Origin of the sequence: Thermoanaerobacterium thermosulfurigenes (genome assembly GCF_051201035.1) — a bacterium.
In the GTDB taxonomy this organism is placed as follows: domain Bacteria; phylum Bacillota; class Thermoanaerobacteria; order Thermoanaerobacterales; family Thermoanaerobacteraceae; genus Thermoanaerobacterium; species Thermoanaerobacterium thermosulfurigenes.
Window position 1 is genome coordinate 14,380 of sequence record NZ_JBPODR010000026.1, and the last position, 17,538, is coordinate 31,917.

Sequence of the window (17,538 nt, forward strand, 5' to 3'; positions counted from 1 at the left end):
ATTATAAAGATTTATTTTTTTTGTTACCACCACCTCCTTAAAAATCATCTCAGATAGTCCCTCCTTTTTATTGAATTTAATAATAATTAATGGTGCCTTTAGCCTTTTAATGAGCCAATCATGACTCCTTGAACAAAGTACTTTTGTATAAATGGATATACCATCATTATAGGTATTGAAGTCAATATAACGCTGGCTGATTTTAAAGTCGCAGATATTTGAGCCAATTCGCTTTGGTCAGATGTGCTGCTAACTGCCGTCTGCTGTGCACCTGCTAAAATATTTCTCAAGTACAATGCGACAGGAAATTTTGAGCTGTCATCAAGATATATAAATGGTCCAAACCAGTTGTTCCACACACCTACTGCGTAGAAAAGTGCCATAACGTACATTATAGGCTTTGAAAGTGGAAGAATTATTTTAAGAAGTATACCGTATGTGCTCATCCCATCCACTTCTGCAGCTTCCTCTAATTCTGCCGGTATTCCTTCGAAGAAAGTCTTCATGACCATTACGTTAAATGTGCTGACCGCTCCTGGAAGCACAACGCCCCATATAGTGTTTCTCATGCCTAAAGCGTTTACTAAAAGATAAGTCGGTATCAATCCACCGCTGAAAAACATAGTAAATACTACAAAGCCTAAAATGATTCCTCTTCCTTTTAACCGCTTCTTTGACAGTGGATACGCCAAAAGCGTAGACAGAAACAGTGAAACAAGGGTGCCTACAATCGTATAAATAATCGTATTCTTATAGCTGGTCCAGAATTCTTTCTCTGCTAAAAGAACTTGATATGTCTTAAATGTAAGGCCTTTTGGGTACAATGATACCAATCCTGCATATACATACTTCTCACCACTTAGAGATATGCTTAAAAGATACCAGAAAGGATATAGTGTGACTAATATAACTAAAATCATTATTATAGTGTTAAAAACCTTAAATACTTTGTATTGTTTCGATTCTTTCATTTATCATCACTTCCCTTACCATAGACTGGATTCTGTGAATTTTCTTGACAAGTAGTTTGCAGTGTAAACCAATGTAAGACCTATCACTGCTTCAAACATTCCTATTGCAGCGGCATAGCTAAAGTTATTTGATACAAGTCCCATTCTGTATAGATACGTCGATATGACATCTGCTGTAGAATACGTCAGAGGATTATACAGCAACAAAATCTTTTCAAATCCTACTGACAAAAGTCCGCCAATGTTTAGTATCAAAAGTATCATTATCGTAGGCAATATACCTGGAATAGTCACATATATTGTCTGCTGCCATCTGCTGGCACCATCTATTATAGCCGCCTCGTACAATTCCGGGTTGATATTTGTCAGCGCTGCAAGGTACAGTATAGCGCCCCATCCCATGCCTTGCCAAATACCTGATACAATGTATATAGTCCTAAACCACTGCGGTTCTGCTAAAAAGTTGATAGTATGACCAGTGTAATGCTTCAAAATCATATTTATAACGCCTGACGATGGATCAAGTATCTGCATTATCATATCTGCCACAACAACCGTCGATATGAAGTATGGCAAATATGATACTGTCTGCGTAAACCTTTTAAACCACGTGCTTTTGATCTCATTCAAAAGCAAAGCAAAGATTATTGGAAATGGAAAGCTTATTACCAAATACTCCACACTTAAAATTATCGTATTTCTAAAAACCTGCCAAAACGATGGGTCATGTATAAACATGTCAAAGTATCTAAGTCCAACCCATTCTGTACCATACACCGGCCCACCAGGGACAAATCTTCTAAAAGCGATGATATTGCCGTACATAGGCACATATCTAAATATGATGTAATATGCTATAGGTAGTATAAGTAGACTATATAATTGCCAGTCTTTCTTAATAGCTTTTAACGTCTTCTTAAAATCCCTATTTTTCCCTTGTTTAGCCTCCTTTTTACTCCCACCTTTATTAACCAATGCAGAATCCATATGCTTTTTCTCCTTTCCCAGTAAAACAGAAATTACTTTGAATTTGATTTTTAATACTGTCAACTGTTTTCTTATAATAGTTTCTTTCAATTGAAGTAAAGCAATCTTTATTGATGAGACATCTTATCTATTGCTTCCCAAAGCCCATTCAAATATGTCACACCTAAGGCCCTGTCATAAAGTCCATATCCTGGTCTTGCTTTCTCATCCCATATCATCCTTCCATGGTCCGGCCTTATATATCCTTCAAAACCTATATCATAATAGGCTTTCATGATTTCAAACATATCAAACGACCCTTCGCTTGATAAATGCGCTGATTCGTAAAACTTTTTCTCGCCTATAAACTTTATATTTCTTACGTGACCAAAATGGATTCTTCCCATTTTGCCAAAATGCCTTATAAGCTCTGGTATATTGTTTTCGGGGTTTGAACCTAAAGAGCCACTGCAAAGCGTCAATCCATTGTAAGGACTGTCTACAATGTTTACAATCCTTTCAAGATTTTCTTTACAAGTGACTATCCTTGGCAGTCCAAATAATGACCATGGCGGATCATCTGGATGTATAGCCATCTTTACATCGTATTCTTCACATGTTGGTATTACATTCTCCAAGAAGTACTTAAGATTTTCAAATAATTTTTCCTCATCCACATCCTTATACATATCAAACAGCATTCTTAATTCTTTTAAGCGGTCAAGTTCCCATCCCGGAAGTATAAAGCCATTTGAGCCATTGTCCATGTCTTCAATAAGCTTCAGCGGATCTTTTCCTTTTAACATATCTTCATCGTATGACATTACATATGATCCATCAGGTAATTTTTCATTCAAATTTGTGCGTATCCAGTCGAAAACAGGCATGAAGTTGTAGCATACGACTTTTATCCCTAATTTGCCAAGATTTTTTATTGTCTCCTTGTAATTTTCAATGTATCTATCTCTCGTTGGTAATCCTAGCTTAATGTCTTCGTGAACATTTACACTCTCTATCACCTCCAGTTTAAGGCCGTAGGACTCCACTTTTGTCTTTAATTCAAGAATTTTTTCAATAGGCCAAACTTCTCCTACCGGCACATCGTATAAAGCACCTACAATTCCATAGACACCTGGTATTTGGCGAATTTGCTGAAGTGTTACACTGTCATCTTTCTCGCCAAACCATCTAAAAGTCATTTTCATATATCTTACTCCCTTATTGTAGATTTTTATTGCAATGTAATTTATTGCTTAAAATACTCTGGATATTTTTCTTTTAAAAGCACTACATCTCTGTCTATCATCGTCAAGTGTTCACTTATTATCTTTAATCCCTTTTCTTCATCTTTCTCTTTAATAGCACTTACAATATTTTTGTGATCGCTTATGATAGCGTCCCAATCAGTATCAGACGACAATCTCAGTGTCCTAATCCTGTCATAATCACCGCTTATAAACCTTATGGCAGACCATATCCTATCCATTTTGCATCCCCTGTATATAAGCTCATGCATTTCATTGTCTAGGTCGAATATGGTAATATAATTTTCTTTCATGACGCAGAATTCTTGTTGGTTTATATTCGCTTCAAGCTGAAACAAGATGTCATCTGGAAATTCTCTACAAGCCTGTCTCACGATTTCTTTTTCAAGATTTACCCTCATGAATTTTGCTTCTTGAGCACGCTTTATATCTATCAAAGAAACAAACGTGCCTTTTTGCGGATAGATTTCAATCAATTCTTCATTTGCAAGCCTCGTGAAAGCTTCTCTAATAGGCGTCCTACTGGTTTCAAATGCATTAGCTATATCATTCTCCGATATAACCTCCCCAGGTTTTAAATTGATGTCGATTATGTTCTTTCTAATCATCCTGTAGATGTAATCTTTTTTTGACTCATACGTATTGTTTTCCAAAAGTTCCAATCCCATCGCTTCACATCCCCCATTTTAATGCTTGTATTCTTGTATACTAGCATATTAATATTCATATTCTTATATATTCGACATAATTTTTAAAATTCCTTCTTTTTTTATTTGATTTTTCTTATGTTTAAAAATATTTTATAGGGGACATAAAGCGTAATGAGTCAAGTAAAAATCACTTTAGTTTTAGAACTTGTATACTAGTATATTAATATGTCGCTCTTTATATTATATAATATTCTACGCGAATTTCAAAAATCCTTCTTGTTTTAAAAAAATTTTTTTGGAAAAATAAAACAGAATTAAAGTTAAAAATAAGGCACAAGAGGGTTTTTACTTGTGCCTTGATGGTTAAGCTAAAATGTAAAAACAGATTTTAGATCAATGATGAGATCTTCAAAAATTGAAACTTTAATTTAGGTGAAATTTTACTATACCTATTCTATTTATTTTTTTCAATCATTTCTTCTACTTCTTTTGCTCCTTCTTCATACAGTTTTTCTTCGTCTGGAGATAATTCCTTCAAAAGCCTTAAAAATTCTCCGGCATGCACTCTTTCTTCGTTTGCTATATCTACTAAAACGTCCTTTGCTAATTTGTTGTCTGTTGACTCTGCTAGCTGCATGTACAACTGTATAGCCTCATACTCTGCCGCCACCATAAAACGTATAGCTCTTATAAGTTCCTCATGTGTGATCTTATTTTTATTTGCAAGCCCAGCAAATGGAATACCAAAATCAGGCATACTATAGCCCCCTTTTTTTATTATTATTATTTGATTGTAAATTCATTATATCACAAAATTAGGAATTTACCGAATTACCATATTTTATTTATAGACCTTTTTCGACTTATCCAAAACCTCAAGCAAAATAAGGGCCATGATGCTTCCTGTCACTGTATTTATTAAAAATGGAGTGACAAAGAAAAATGCTCCTACATCTTTACCAATGATATATTTGGCTATTGGAAATGCCACAAGACCTCCTATTATCCCTGTACCAAAAACCTCCCCTAATGCAGCTAAAATCTTTTTTCCTGTCAATTTATATAAAATTCCTGTCAATAAAGCGCCAATCATGCTACCGGGAAAAGCCAATAGTGTTCCAGTGCCCATTATGTTTCTGATTATGGATATTGAAAATGCAATTAGTACTGCATATCCTGGACCAAGTGTCACTGCAGATATGACATTAATTATATGCTGTATAGGGGTCGTTTTCGAAACACCTACAGGGAAAAATACAAAATTTGCAAAAACTACACCGATTGCAATCAGCATAGCTGAATAAGTAATCTTTTTTATATTCATTTACAATCCTCCCAATTTTTAAAAATCCTATCTTAACAGGCTTATATCTTCTCCTGAAATAACTCTATTCATGTTTCTTACAGCACACATATTTCCACACATTGTACATGTTTCACTATCATGTGGCAGAGATTCCCTTCTGTACCTCTGTGCTTTTTCAGGATCTATTGCTAATCTAAATATTTCTTCCCAATCAAGCTTTTTCCTGGCATAAGACATATCATTATCCCATTTTTCTGCATTGCGTATACCTTTTGCCAGATCTGCTGCATGGGCAGCTATTTTAGACGCAATGATGCCTTCCTTCATATCTTCAATCGTTGGAAGCCTCAAATGTTCCGCTGGTGTTACATAACACAGGAAATCCGCCCCACTTGCTGCAGCAATTGCACCGCCAATTGCACTTGTAATATGATCATATCCAGGTGCAATATCTGTAACGATTGGCCCCAATACATAAAAAGGTGCACCATGACATAGCTTTTTCTCTAACAAAACATTTGCTTCAATTTCATTTAGCCTCATATGACCTGGCCCTTCAATAATCACTTGAACATTCTTTTCATAAGCTCTTTTCGCTAATTCTCCAAGGGTTATAAGCTCTTTTATTTGGCATGCATCTGTGGAATCACTTATGCAGCCTGGCCTCAATGCATCGCCAAGGCTTATCGTTACATCGTACTCAGCACATATGTCAAGAATATCATCAAAATACTCATAAAAAGGATTTTCCTTATCATTTAATTCCATCCACGTATATAACAAAGAGCCTCCGCGAGAAACGATATTTAAAACTCTTTCATTTCTTTTGAAAATTTCCGCTGTCTCTCTATTGATACCTGCATGGATAGTCATAAAATCAACACCGTCTTGTGCATGCCTTTCGACGATCTTTATAAATTCTGAAGGAGTTATGTCTTTTAAATCTTTGTCATAATATCCCACAGCATCATATACTGGAACAGTACCTATCATGGCTGAAGAAAAACCTATCAATCTGTTTCTAAATTCAAAAGTTTTACCATACGAACTTAAATCCATGATAGACTCTGCCTTCATTTCTATCGCCTTTTTTGCCTTTTCTAATTCTGCATCCACATTGTTGCAATCCCTTGATACACCTAAGTTTACATTTATCTTTGTTCTAAGCCCTGCACCTACACCTTCTGGACTTAATGCTTCATGATTTTTATTTGCCGGTATAACTACTTCACCAGAAGCTACCTTATTCAGCAATAAATCCACTTCAATATCTTCTTTAGCTGCCACAACATTCATCTCTTCTGTAACAATTCCTTTTTTTGCTGCGTCTAATTGTGTAGTGTAGTTCATTTTAGTCATCCTTTCATAAATTATTTTTTTAATACTTGTAAAATAAAGGGGAAAAAGAAGGTAGTATTTGATGTCATTGAATAATAAAAAAAGCCTTACCGCATGGTAAAGCTTTATAATCAAAAGCTTGCTTCCCTACGGTAGTATTAACTACATCAGGTTCTAAGGGTCAGGTTTTACCTTCTCAACCAGAATGGTTCCCCCGCAAACTAATTTCACAAATATTAAATTTAATCTAATTATACGTTAAAACTCTAAAATTGTAAAGGCAAAAAATTATATCCACAGTATTTAAGTAAAAGCAATTGAATATCGTAAGCCTCAAATCACTCCTCTATCATGATAGATTGCATGTCTTCTATAAACTGTGCTACATCCTTTCTTAAATTATCAACAGTATGGGGGAAAATATCTAGTAATCTTTCTATGCGTTCTGATACTAGGTTAAATCCATAAACATTACGAAATACATGACGAAATCCTCTAAATTCATTAAGCAAAAACTTTGAATTAGAACTAATAAAAGCCGGCCTTTCTCCTTCTATAGGAGTCGACATTTGTTCAAGTAATTCTAGATGCCATTCAGAACTTGAAGGTATCAAATTATCTATATTTCTACCCACAATTTTAAACATATTCTCAACGGAAGTATAAAAATCATGAAAAATAGAGCCAACAGCCCTTAGCATGAAATCATCAGCCAATTTCTCTCTTCTGTTTTTACTATCTAATAAGCCTCTCTCATTTAAAGTATCATATAATTTTTGTATATTCTCAAGTTCTAACTGTAGTCTTGCTAATGTAACTTTAATTTTATTAATATCCGTTTTATTAATATCCGTCACTCTATAATCCTCCCTTCTCTTAATATTTCATTTAGCAGAGATTTATAAGCTTCTTTTTGCGTAACTATGCTTATTTTATAAGGCTTTGCAACATTTTCGACATCAATCAACATTGTCCAATAATTAAATTTACTATCATCCCATCCATCAATAAAAATATCAATATCAGATAGATTATCAAAACGGTCATCTCTTGCAAGTGAACCATACAATATAACCTTATCAACAAAATACTTTTCTTTTAATATCTTTGCAATTTTATATACTCTATCAAAAGCTTCTTTTTTTCTATACGTTTCTATTTCTTTATCTTTCTTGACTTTTATACGCCATGTTTCACGTATACTTTTCCTCTCTTGATCCGAAAGCGGCACAATATCACCACCTAAAATTTATACGGCTTAATTTTATCATTTTACATCAAAATAATCAATTCACTTAAAATATATAATAAACCATAAATTTAACGCGTATGATAATAAAAATTTATAGAAACCATAACAGGAACTTATATGTACAATATCTTTTAGTTGTTTCAAAGCTTACATAAGCTGAAATTTTCACCGTACTTGCATTCACAATAGAATAGTAGTATCATTATGTTGTACCCCATCATAGAGGGGCGGGTATGTTTTATTTCATTTTTAGGAGTGATAGTATGGCTATAGGTGTTAAATTAGTTAACAAGGAAGAGGCAAGCCCAGAAGTAAAGCAAATATTTGAACAAATAGAAAAGCAGATGGGATTTGTTCCTCCAACAATGCAGGCAATGGCAAATAAGCCAGAATATTTAAAACTATTTCTTCAGAAATCTCAAGTGGCAATGGGCCCAGGGAAAATCGACTCTAAAACAAAACTTTTTGTCGCTTTAACTGTGTCAATTTTAAACAATTGTGAAATGTGCATAACCGCATACACCAAAAAATTAAAAGAAGCAGGCGTAACCGATGAAGAAATAGTTGAGCTTCTATCAGTTATCGATCTGATGAGCGGTTTAAATCACTTCAACAATGGGCTTATGATAAAACCAACCGAATAAATAAAGTGCGCTTTCACCAAAAAGGCTTTCCTTCTCCTATGACAAAAGGAAAGCCTTTTACACAATATTATAGTCTGTAAAATATAACCTTAAATAATTCTGCTTCTTTATCTTCAATAAACTCAGGTTCTTTGATACCTACTTTCTTGCATTCCGCTATCATTCTTCTTATGCCAGAGGCAATTCCTCTATATGGGATTTTCTCTCTAAAGTGCTTTCGATATCACAAATTAGCAATATTCTTTAAATACATATACAATAATGCAGGTGCTTCCCGTAGAAAGCCGTATACTTCTTCATAAATATACCTTTTTACAAATACTCCTGAATAGCTTGCATTTATGCCTGCTTCTTTCGCTATTATGCTTGCCCTTTTCAGGTGAAATTTGTTTGATACAATTATTGCTGTCTTTAGCGATTTTTCATCCATAATTTTCTTAGAATTTTCAAGGTTTTGCAATGTTGAATACGACTTATCGTCTTTTAATATAGTATTATAAGGTATACCATTTTTCAAAAGATATTCCTTCCCTGCTTCTGCCTCAGATACATCCTCACCAGGTCCTTTACCACCAGATACAATAATGTACTTACCAAGTCCCTTTTTATAAAGCCTTATAGCTTCATTTAGCCTTTCCTTAAAAAAAGGACTCGGATTTTTCCCGTAAACTGCACATCCAAGGACAATAATAGCATCAGATTTTACCGGTTTTGCATTATATGCAAATGTGATCACCTGTAACTCTGCTATGATATTTAAAAGCAGGACAAAAGTTATTAGCAATGCAGTAATTTTTATAAGAAGTTTCATCATAACCCCCAAAATTTCTTTTAATTTAATAGAATTCTATATTGAATTTAAAAATCCCTAAAAAGTGGCTCTTGGAGCAATTATTAATTGCCTTAAACTAATTATCATAAAATGTACGTACTTATTCCTTTTTCTATTCCCTTCTTTCATGTTTTTAACTTCTTCTATTCACATCAAACATCATTTATCTTTTTATGTATTTTTTTATTGTGCTAATAAAAGAATTTCTTGGTTTAATTCCTATATAATTATAAAATATATCACCATTTAATAACAATATCTGACTATCTTCTTTAACACACCCGATACCTAAATAATTTACAATGTTTTCTCTTTCACGCGGATTATTAAAAATAATCGATGTATTTACATATATTGTACCATCATCTTTTTCTATAAAAGCATCCCTATTATTTTCATAGATGTTCTTCCATATCTCTTTGCCTCTTTCCTCATAATCATAAAATGGTTGATGTGGAAACCATTCAGGTACATTCATTCCACATTCTTTATAATATTCTTTAAAGATTTCTCTCGCCAAAAATAAACAGTCATTTTCTTTATAAAGAATCTCCTCATTTTTGATTTTTTCTGCAATTCTATAAGAGAAATCTTTAAATAATGAATTGTCAATTTCAGACTCTATTTCATTTAGATATTTTTTAGATTCTGCATTAAATTCTTTAGTATTAAATTCGCTGTCAACCTGTATATAATATATTCTTCTCAAAACTTGACTTGTGGTATTAAATTCTCTTACATTTGTTGTCCCTATCATTACAGGGTGTTTTCCAGTTGTATTATTGCTAATTTCCTTAATAATATTTTCGCCGGTTTTCCCAGTAAAAAATGAAGAGGGAATTTCATCTACAAGTATAGGTGCAAGATATTCAGAGTCAAAGTAGCTTTCTAATTTATTTTTATCGACTGTTCTTCCGCTTTGTATTAAACTATAAGGTATATAATATGGGCTGTTATTGCCAAGCAATAGCCCTATAAATTCTAATGCTGTTGTTTTGCCAGAAGCAGCCCTTCCTGCAATAACTAAAAATACCGGAAAAGTAGATCTATTGCTTTCTGAACTCGTTTTTAGGACAATTTCTTCTCTCAACTTCCAGATATAAGGCGACATAAATGAGAATAAAATTATCTCCATTATTTTAGACTGATATGTCTTGTTTGTTTTAAAAGTAAATAATTCATAGGCATTTACAAATCGATTGATTAATTCAAGATTTTTTCTTATATTCTCTATATCAATTTTTTCTGAAAATAGTTTATAAAATTCATGATTGTTTTTATCAACAACAGAAAGAGTATTTGTTTTATCCATAAATTTATATAATTGCCTAACATCATCTGTGATATTTTTAGAAGCTTTTGATATAATAGTTTCAATTTGCAAAGTTTGCTTTTTTAGCTCATCGGGAGGTTTTAAGATATAATTATTTCCCTTCTTTTTCGTAATATGATTTATTATATTGGTTGACCTTTGAATCTCTTCTTTTTTTACTTCATAATGTTCTTCTAATTGTTGGGATCGGGATTTTAGTTCAGCCATTTGTTCATCTGTCAATACACAAAATTTATTGCGATTTATCTCTAAATCATTATTTAATATTTCTGTTGCTACCTCTTTGCTAAACAATATTACAGAAGGATTCTTTAGATATTTTTTTCTTATTATGTCAGGAATATAATTAACTCCCGCTTCAAACAATGGTTTAAACCTCTGATTATAATATAAATCGTACTTTTCTACGTCATTATCAAATATAATGATATCTTCATACTGCTTTTTATTAATAAAAGCTTTTTCTGTAAGATTTGCAGAACCAATCACCACTCTCTTAAAGCCTGTTTCGCTGTTATTTAGAAGATAAATTTTCGAGTGAATGGGAGCATCTAAGGTAAATCTGATAGAAATACTTTCATCACAAATTTTTTCTTTAACTTCTTTCTGTAAGTCGTTCCAAAAGTCTATTCTTCCTTTGATATCAACGAATTTTTCTATACCACTTGTAAATGACGATAAATATTCTGAATCATCAATGCCAATTATAAATTTGACTTTTTTAAAGTCTTTAACGACTTTTGAAAAGAAAGCGGGTGAAGAAACATAAGTTACAGCATAGAATTCGTTGAAAGTATTTGTATCAAATATATCTTCAAATGTCATATCAACAATTTTGTCATCTTTAACAACACATAAATATTTTTTTGTTGGATTATCATCGATTTGTTCAAGCAAACTTATCTGCTCCATGGCGGCGCCTTCCTTTTCAAATCTTCAATTCCATTCTTCTATTTCTTGTCGTCATACCTAAACTTTCATAAAACTTTATCGCATCGCTGTTAAATTCCCACACAGTTAATTCTAGCGCATCATAACCTGATTTTTTTGCATAATCAACAATATGTTTAAATAGCATTTTCCCCACGCCTTTTCTTCTATGAGTGGAACTAACACATAAATCATCTATATAGACAAATTTTCTCTCTTTAAGAATTGGAACATTTCTCGTAGTTATTATTTCTACAATGCTGTAAGCTATTATTTCATTATTGCAATCTTCAGCCACAAAAACTTTCGTTTTATCGTCATTTAATATCTCCTTAAATCTTTCTTCCGTAAATGGATTCTCCACGTCTACATACACATCCGGCCTATTTTTAACATGTAAACTATGTACTTCTTTAACAAGAGTACTTATAGATTTATAATCATTAAATAATGCTTCTCTTATTTTTATGTTCACTATACAATCACCTGGATTTATATTATAATTATAGGGCATTCCATTTTTATACCAACTAATATTAGTTTCTTTACAAGATTTGCCTAATATAATAAACACTCCATATTTGTAACCTGATCTGTTAGCTCGGTATATTCTTAATACCGTATTATACTTTAACTTACATTTTTATCTTTTCTAGCATCATCACATGTAGTATTAGTGAATAGCTTTAATATTAAAATAACATTTTGTAACAAAAAGTCAAGAAAATAGTTATTTATACCTGTACTGTGCTAACTAAAAGTAATTCATTATTTTTGCAATCTTTTCTGCTTCGTTATGGTTCCAGATAGTAAATGTTCAACTCCAAACAACTTCATCGATATAATTCATCAATTCATACCTTCTACTTTCATCAGTAATTAACTCTGCAATTTTAATAAGATTTACTGGTTGTAAGATTATACTTGCTATTTTTGAACCTGAAACAGGATCATTAATGTCAATCTTTTGTATAGTAGGAATATCACTTGTGGCTGGATAAAGTATTGTTGAAGCCTTATTTCCAATACCACTTACCGCATAAACCGATAACTGATATAACATCTCCCGTGGCAAGTCGTCATGCCATAAATCTCTATACTTGGCATCTATTAACTTTATTACCTTACCATGCTTGACAATTGCAAAGTCTGGCCTCGGTGTTGGAGACTTTTTTAGGCGTGGGTTAAACTCTGCAACATATGTAAACATATCATGCAAGCTATACTGACATTTCACAGAAAAACCTCCGCCAAAATCTTCTAATAATCGTCCTATCAATGTTTCAAAAAATGCATTCATATCGAAAAAATATCCATTAAGGTCAATTGAACTTAAACCATCCTCTAACTGTATCCCTTGTGATTCATACAAGATCTTTATTATTCTAAGTATAGAGGAATATCTTTCTGTCAGTCTATTAATACTATTCCAAGCACGGTTCAAGCTAGTTCGCGTAAGAATAATATCGCATACATTTTCTTTAAGATAAGAAATCAATCTTTGAAGGCTAAATTTTAATCCATCATCCATTACCAGCTTCAACCCGAGTCTTAAACCAGAAAGTAAAATCTGATTAAGTATATTGTCTTCATCTCTAGCAAAGTATCTACACGGCAATGTATCCCTTATTAGTTCACCTTGAGCACAAAGCTTATTCATATCAATTCTGCCTCTTGGCGATGACAAACATTCTTCTTCCTTTATATAGCTTTTTTGAAGTCCTCTTTGAATCAAATCTTCTGCCTCAACATAAAGTTCATAAATAAGCAAATCAAAAAAAGAAAAATTACCTATGTTATGCTCTCCGGTATTAAATAACTTTAGATCTCTAAGTCCATATGCATATCTTAGAAGCTGATACAATGGTAGCCCCTTTATCTTAGGATAAACATTAATCTGTAAATCCCCAAGTTTAACTCTTCCAACATATGAATTACTCTTGATTGATAGGCCACCTCTAATCTCTATAATTTCTAATATTCCCTTGCCCGTAAGAACTTTTGCTAAATTGCGAGCATTGCTATCCGATAATTCTATACCATCCAAAACTATGCTGTCCCACTCTTTTAAACTGATTGTCTTGGCCATCATGATTCCTCGCTATTATTTTGATTATCTTCACTGTCATTATCTTCATCTGCTATATCATCATTGGTTGTCTCCACGCCTATGCGAATATCAGGACATGGTGATAGTAATGCTGTTACTAAATCAGAAATATCCGGTGTATCAAATAATTCATATCTAATCGTCTGATTTTTTACATCTACAATACTTTCACCTAAAATTTTAGAAATCAATTCATAATCACCATAACAATATTCTTCAATAAGCGGAATAATATCTTCTTTTATAATTCTTTTAAACTTCTCATTATCTATAATGGGTTTTTCCTTCTCTAAAAAATATGAATGGCCGATTTGCAGATTGCGAGCATCTTTGCCAAGGTTCTCACATATTCTACTATTTAATTCCTTTAGCCATTCTGCAAGTGGTAAACCTTCAAATGCCACACCATCAAACAGACTATAATCTGGCATTAATTCTATGAAGCCAAATCGTCTGCGAAGTGCAACATCTAAAAGAGCAATCGAACGATCCGCTGTATTCATCGTACCTACAATATACACATTGTCTGGCACTTTGAAAGATTCATTTGAAAGTGGAAGTATAACCTCTTTGCCGCGCTTTCCCACTTCAATAAGTGTAATGAGTTCTCCGAAAATACGTGATATATCTCCGCGATTTATCTCATCAATAATCAAATAAAAGTTTTTATCTGAATTTTCCATTGCATCTTTGCATATTCTCTTAAATATCCCATCTTTTAATTCAAATACCGTTTGATTATTTACAATCCTTGGTTTAATTCCTTCTATAAAATCTTCATATCCATATGATGGATGAAAACAGCACATGCGAACATAACCATTTGTCGTACTGTCACCCAATATCAAAGCTTTTTCATTCTGTGAAAGTGAATCATAAGGCTTGTGAAATAGACTTCTTGCAGCAAATTCACTGCAAGCTTTTTCAGCATAGTATGTTTTCCCTGTTCCAGGAGGTCCATATAAAATGACTTGTTTCTTGCGCGCTAGTACACCTTCTATTTCTGCAACTGTACCCGTAAGAGGTTTTAATATAGGCTTAATCATAATTTCATCGCTTTCTTCATTCATCAATCTTCTAATTTCGAAAATGTTATTAATATCTCTATATTGGAAACAGGCAGTTAGTTTCCCAGTGCTAGCTTTTGGTAAATGAACAGGTTCTTTAAATATTTTTACCCATTCGACATTTCTACAATGTGAATAAGGTCTATCTTTTACATATTCATAATTCCCAACAACTTTACCTATTCCTAGTACTTTCTCACCAAGTACTGCTACTACAACATCTCCAATTTCAATATCTCTGTAAAATCTTATGATTTCTCCAACTTTTCTACTTGCTACATTATTATCATATCCATAAAGTTTTTTAAGTTCCTGAGCAATATCCTCTTTAATGCTCTTACTTTCATCATATGAAGTCAAATTACCCAGTTTTGCCCAGCCTATGCCTACATATGAATTTGACTTCATATCCTCCCAATAGCTATTGCCATTATCACCTGTGCCAATCCTAAAATAGTTTACAGGCGGTCCAAACAATACACACATTGAATTCATTACATAACTTGTAGGTAATCCTGTCTTTTTTGTGATTTGCATTAATTGCCCAGACAACGTATAAAGTTTATCATCTTGCACTGGCTTTATATTGCAGCAAATAAGGGCATGTACTTGCCATCTTGTAGAATGAAAGGCATCTATTTTATTTGGATACAGCATATGATAGTACTTATGCACCCATCCAAGTTTTTGCTTATTATAAACTAATGTGTTACTTAATTGTTCCTGTAGTTTTATATAGTCTTCTATACTTGCATCATCTGAAAGTTTATCAATCAAATTTGCTCCAGCAACTAAAGCATCTCTTATTTTTCTGCCAAGTTCAACCGCTTTATCAATGGATAAAATAGTAGGATTCTGAGGGTTACCTGTGACCCATTTGCCGTCAGAGCTTCTTTTAAACATGATAAACTTATATGAACTACCACCGGAAATGCTGCCATAACTATTAGAATTAGTTTTAAATTCATCATCGTTTTTGAATTCCAGCCAATAACTTAATCCATCTTTATTACCAATATTAAAGATAGTATCTATCAAAAGTTCACCATCTAAACTTTTTAATCTCTCAGGGCTGAATTTTTCTTTAAATATATTATACCCCTGATTTAATTGTTCAAGAGGCAATAGTTTTTTATCTGTCAGGAGTTTGTCACAAGTCTTCTTTATTTCCTCTAGTACATGATCATCCACTAAAATACCTCCATCTCAATCATATATAATTTTTTGTTACTCTTGACTTTGTCAGTTATTCATCAAAACTCATCTCAAATCTTAATACTTTTTTGCAGAAGTTGGTCCATCGTTTTTGAATTGCATCATCATTAGCTAATTGTGATATTATAGCAGAAGAGCATCTTTCCTTTTATATTTTCTTCATTAACATCTTGTGCCACTGATTTCAGCAATATTAAATTTTTTTGAAGCTCTTTTATTTTATTATTAATTGTTTCCAATATGCTTTTTGTCATAATCTCCCTCCAAAACATTCTCTATCCATTCTTTGACAAACTCCATCTGAGTCCTCCTGAAAGGTTCCATATCCATATATTCTCTTAAAGTTTTCACTTCAAATTCAACTTTTATATCTTCATTTTCTTCAAAAATAAGTTTGCCAAATTTAATTATCTGATGCCTCAATACCGGGTTTGCAGTATTTAATACTACCAGATCTATATCATCTCTTTTAAATATAGAAATTAAATCTCCAATCAAATTAAGCTTATCCATATAATCATAGCCATCGCCAAAAAGCACGGCAATATCTAGATCACTGTTCTTTGTGTTATTGCCCTTTGCATATGATCCAAATACATATATCAGTTTTATATCATAATTTTTTTAAGTTCATCCAACATACTTTTAAATATTTTTTCGACTTCATCAATATCCTTCTGTAACACTTCAATTCACCTTTTTTGCTCCATTATTCTTTTTCTGCTGTATTAATTTAAAAATATTTACCATAGGCAATTTTACTGGTGGATTTATTCCAGAAAGAGATGTAACAGTTAAAATATATGCCCGCGATAACTGAGAAAGTGTCGTTAAGCCATTTAGCTCCAGCATGTCAAGAAAATCCTCTTGTTTTAACTTTTGAGTATTTCCAACAAATACGCCTTCCATAGTTAAATTAATTTTAAACAATATTGAATTCTTAACTTTTGCCTTTATCACAGTTATAAATTCAATATATCCTATATATTTATCTTCCAATTCTTTAACTTCTTTTATATTATAATCAAAATCGTAAGTAACATGTACTTTAAACTCATTTGTTCTTATATCTCTCGTCTCAATTTTAAAATCAGATACCCTATTCCCAACAAACTGAAAGTCTGCTAACACCTTATTTACATTAATCATGACCCCACCGCCAATTTAGTCTCTAATTTCTTATCTGTTTCATCATTTAGGTTTTCTTCAAAGTCAACTGTATCCCAGATTTTAGCTTTGCTATTCTCTTCCCCAAATATTATCTTAAAATTCCATCCTAGCTTTTTTGAAATTTTCCACAGTTGTTCAATGGTTGGATTATATTGACCACTTTCAAGTTTTGATACCATTGATTGCTTAATTTCCAATTTCTCAGCAAGCTGTTTTTGCGTCAAATCATTTTTAATCCTAAATTCATATATCTTCATAGAAATCTCATATAATATATCATCTAATTCAAACTTTTCTTTTGTCGATTCATCAGCTAACTCATCAATTAACTTCCATGCATCTCCTAATTTTAATTTATTGTCTATAAATTCCATAATTAATTCCCTCCTAGTATAATATATTTGTAACAAAGTTACATGATTTATATCAAATCGGGAGTTAATACACCGAACAATAATTTAACATGACCTTTCTATGTTCGGATTTATT

Annotated in this window: 19 protein-coding genes and 1 riboswitch; of the genes, 1 reads left to right on the top strand and 18 read right to left on the bottom strand. The window is 32.5% G+C overall.

The window, feature by feature from the left end; translation table 11 throughout:
• Window positions 1-98 precede the first annotated feature (98 nt).
• The 9 genes from HNR52_RS09690 to HNR52_RS09730 form a co-directional block, all read right to left on the bottom strand.
• Entirely contained in the window at window positions 99-971 is an 873-nt protein-coding gene (locus tag HNR52_RS09690; RefSeq protein ID WP_333510373.1) for a carbohydrate ABC transporter permease, read from the bottom strand.
• A 15-nt stretch (window positions 972-986) separates the two neighbouring features.
• A complete protein-coding gene (locus HNR52_RS09695; protein WP_435620470.1) occupies window positions 987-1,958 on the bottom strand; it encodes an ABC transporter permease in 972 nt (323 codons plus the stop codon).
• A 107-nt stretch (window positions 1,959-2,065) separates the two neighbouring features.
• A complete protein-coding gene (gene uxuA / locus HNR52_RS09700) occupies window positions 2,066-3,142 on the bottom strand; it encodes a mannonate dehydratase (RefSeq protein ID WP_435620471.1) in 1,077 nt (358 codons plus the stop codon).
• A 41-nt stretch (window positions 3,143-3,183) separates the two neighbouring features.
• Window positions 3,184-3,870, bottom strand: a complete 687-nt coding sequence (locus HNR52_RS09705; protein WP_240495857.1) for a GntR family transcriptional regulator — start codon at window positions 3,868-3,870, stop codon at window positions 3,184-3,186.
• Window positions 3,871-4,306: 436 nt separating this feature from the next.
• Window positions 4,307-4,609 (bottom strand): encapsulin nanocompartment ferritin-likeEncB family encapsulin nanocompartment ferritin-like cargo protein cargo protein, encoded by a 303-nt coding sequence (gene encB, locus HNR52_RS09710; RefSeq protein ID WP_013788509.1) that lies wholly within the window; start codon window positions 4,607-4,609, stop codon window positions 4,307-4,309.
• A gap of 84 nt (window positions 4,610-4,693) precedes the next feature.
• A complete protein-coding gene (gene thiW / locus HNR52_RS09715) occupies window positions 4,694-5,176 on the bottom strand; it encodes an energy coupling factor transporter S component ThiW (RefSeq protein WP_435620472.1) in 483 nt (160 codons plus the stop codon).
• A gap of 27 nt (window positions 5,177-5,203) precedes the next feature.
• Entirely contained in the window at window positions 5,204-6,508 is a 1,305-nt protein-coding gene (thiC, locus tag HNR52_RS09720) for a phosphomethylpyrimidine synthase ThiC (RefSeq protein WP_013788511.1), read from the bottom strand.
• A gap of 114 nt (window positions 6,509-6,622) precedes the next feature.
• A riboswitch (TPP riboswitch) is annotated at window positions 6,623-6,722 on the bottom strand.
• 112 nt (window positions 6,723-6,834) lie between these two features.
• Entirely contained in the window at window positions 6,835-7,353 is a 519-nt protein-coding gene (locus HNR52_RS09725) for a ribonuclease toxin HepT-like protein (protein WP_435620473.1), read from the bottom strand.
• Window positions 7,350-7,727, bottom strand: coding sequence for a nucleotidyltransferase family protein (locus tag HNR52_RS09730; protein ID WP_435620474.1), 378 nt, complete (start codon window positions 7,725-7,727; stop codon window positions 7,350-7,352). The genes HNR52_RS09725 and HNR52_RS09730 overlap by 4 nt, the downstream gene beginning before the upstream one ends.
• A 284-nt stretch (window positions 7,728-8,011) precedes the next feature.
• On the opposite strand from HNR52_RS09730, the gene HNR52_RS09735 reads away from it, so the two are divergent.
• Window positions 8,012-8,392, top strand: coding sequence for a carboxymuconolactone decarboxylase family protein (locus tag HNR52_RS09735; RefSeq protein ID WP_435620475.1), 381 nt, complete (start codon window positions 8,012-8,014; stop codon window positions 8,390-8,392).
• A 223-nt stretch (window positions 8,393-8,615) separates the two neighbouring features.
• Here HNR52_RS09735 and HNR52_RS09740 read toward each other — a convergent pair whose 3' ends face one another.
• The 9 genes from HNR52_RS09740 to HNR52_RS09780 form a co-directional block, all read right to left on the bottom strand.
• The gene (locus tag HNR52_RS09740; protein ID WP_435620476.1) at window positions 8,616-9,203 is read right to left on the bottom strand and encodes a YdcF family protein; all 588 of its coding nucleotides are present in this window, start codon (window positions 9,201-9,203) and stop codon (window positions 8,616-8,618) included.
• Window positions 9,204-9,387: 184 nt separating this feature from the next.
• A complete protein-coding gene (locus HNR52_RS09745) occupies window positions 9,388-11,469 on the bottom strand; it encodes a phospholipase D family protein (protein ID WP_435620477.1) in 2,082 nt (693 codons plus the stop codon).
• A 16-nt stretch (window positions 11,470-11,485) separates the two neighbouring features.
• Entirely contained in the window at window positions 11,486-11,962 is a 477-nt protein-coding gene (locus HNR52_RS09750; RefSeq protein ID WP_435620478.1) for a GNAT family N-acetyltransferase, read from the bottom strand.
• 342 nt (window positions 11,963-12,304) lie between these two features.
• A complete protein-coding gene (locus tag HNR52_RS09755; RefSeq protein ID WP_013788518.1) occupies window positions 12,305-13,576 on the bottom strand; it encodes an McrC family protein in 1,272 nt (423 codons plus the stop codon).
• Complete coding sequence (locus tag HNR52_RS09760; RefSeq protein ID WP_435620479.1) at window positions 13,576-15,855, bottom strand: DUF8426 domain-containing protein; 2,280 nt, start codon at window positions 15,853-15,855, stop codon at window positions 13,576-13,578. The genes HNR52_RS09755 and HNR52_RS09760 overlap by 1 nt, the downstream gene beginning before the upstream one ends.
• Before the next feature lie 131 nt (window positions 15,856-15,986).
• Window positions 15,987-16,133 (bottom strand): hypothetical protein, encoded by a 147-nt coding sequence (locus HNR52_RS09765; protein WP_013788520.1) that lies wholly within the window; start codon window positions 16,131-16,133, stop codon window positions 15,987-15,989.
• Window positions 16,105-16,491 (bottom strand): type VII toxin-antitoxin system MntA family adenylyltransferase antitoxin, encoded by a 387-nt coding sequence (gene mntA, locus HNR52_RS09770; protein ID WP_435620480.1) that lies wholly within the window; start codon window positions 16,489-16,491, stop codon window positions 16,105-16,107. Before mntA ends, HNR52_RS09765 begins: the two co-directional genes overlap by 29 nt.
• Before the next feature lie 75 nt (window positions 16,492-16,566).
• Entirely contained in the window at window positions 16,567-17,028 is a 462-nt protein-coding gene (locus tag HNR52_RS09775) for a protein-export chaperone SecB (RefSeq protein WP_013788522.1), read from the bottom strand.
• Complete coding sequence (locus tag HNR52_RS09780) at window positions 17,025-17,423, bottom strand: helix-turn-helix domain-containing protein (RefSeq protein WP_013788523.1); 399 nt, start codon at window positions 17,421-17,423, stop codon at window positions 17,025-17,027. The genes HNR52_RS09775 and HNR52_RS09780 overlap by 4 nt, the downstream gene beginning before the upstream one ends.
• Window positions 17,424-17,538: the final 115 nt, after the last annotated feature.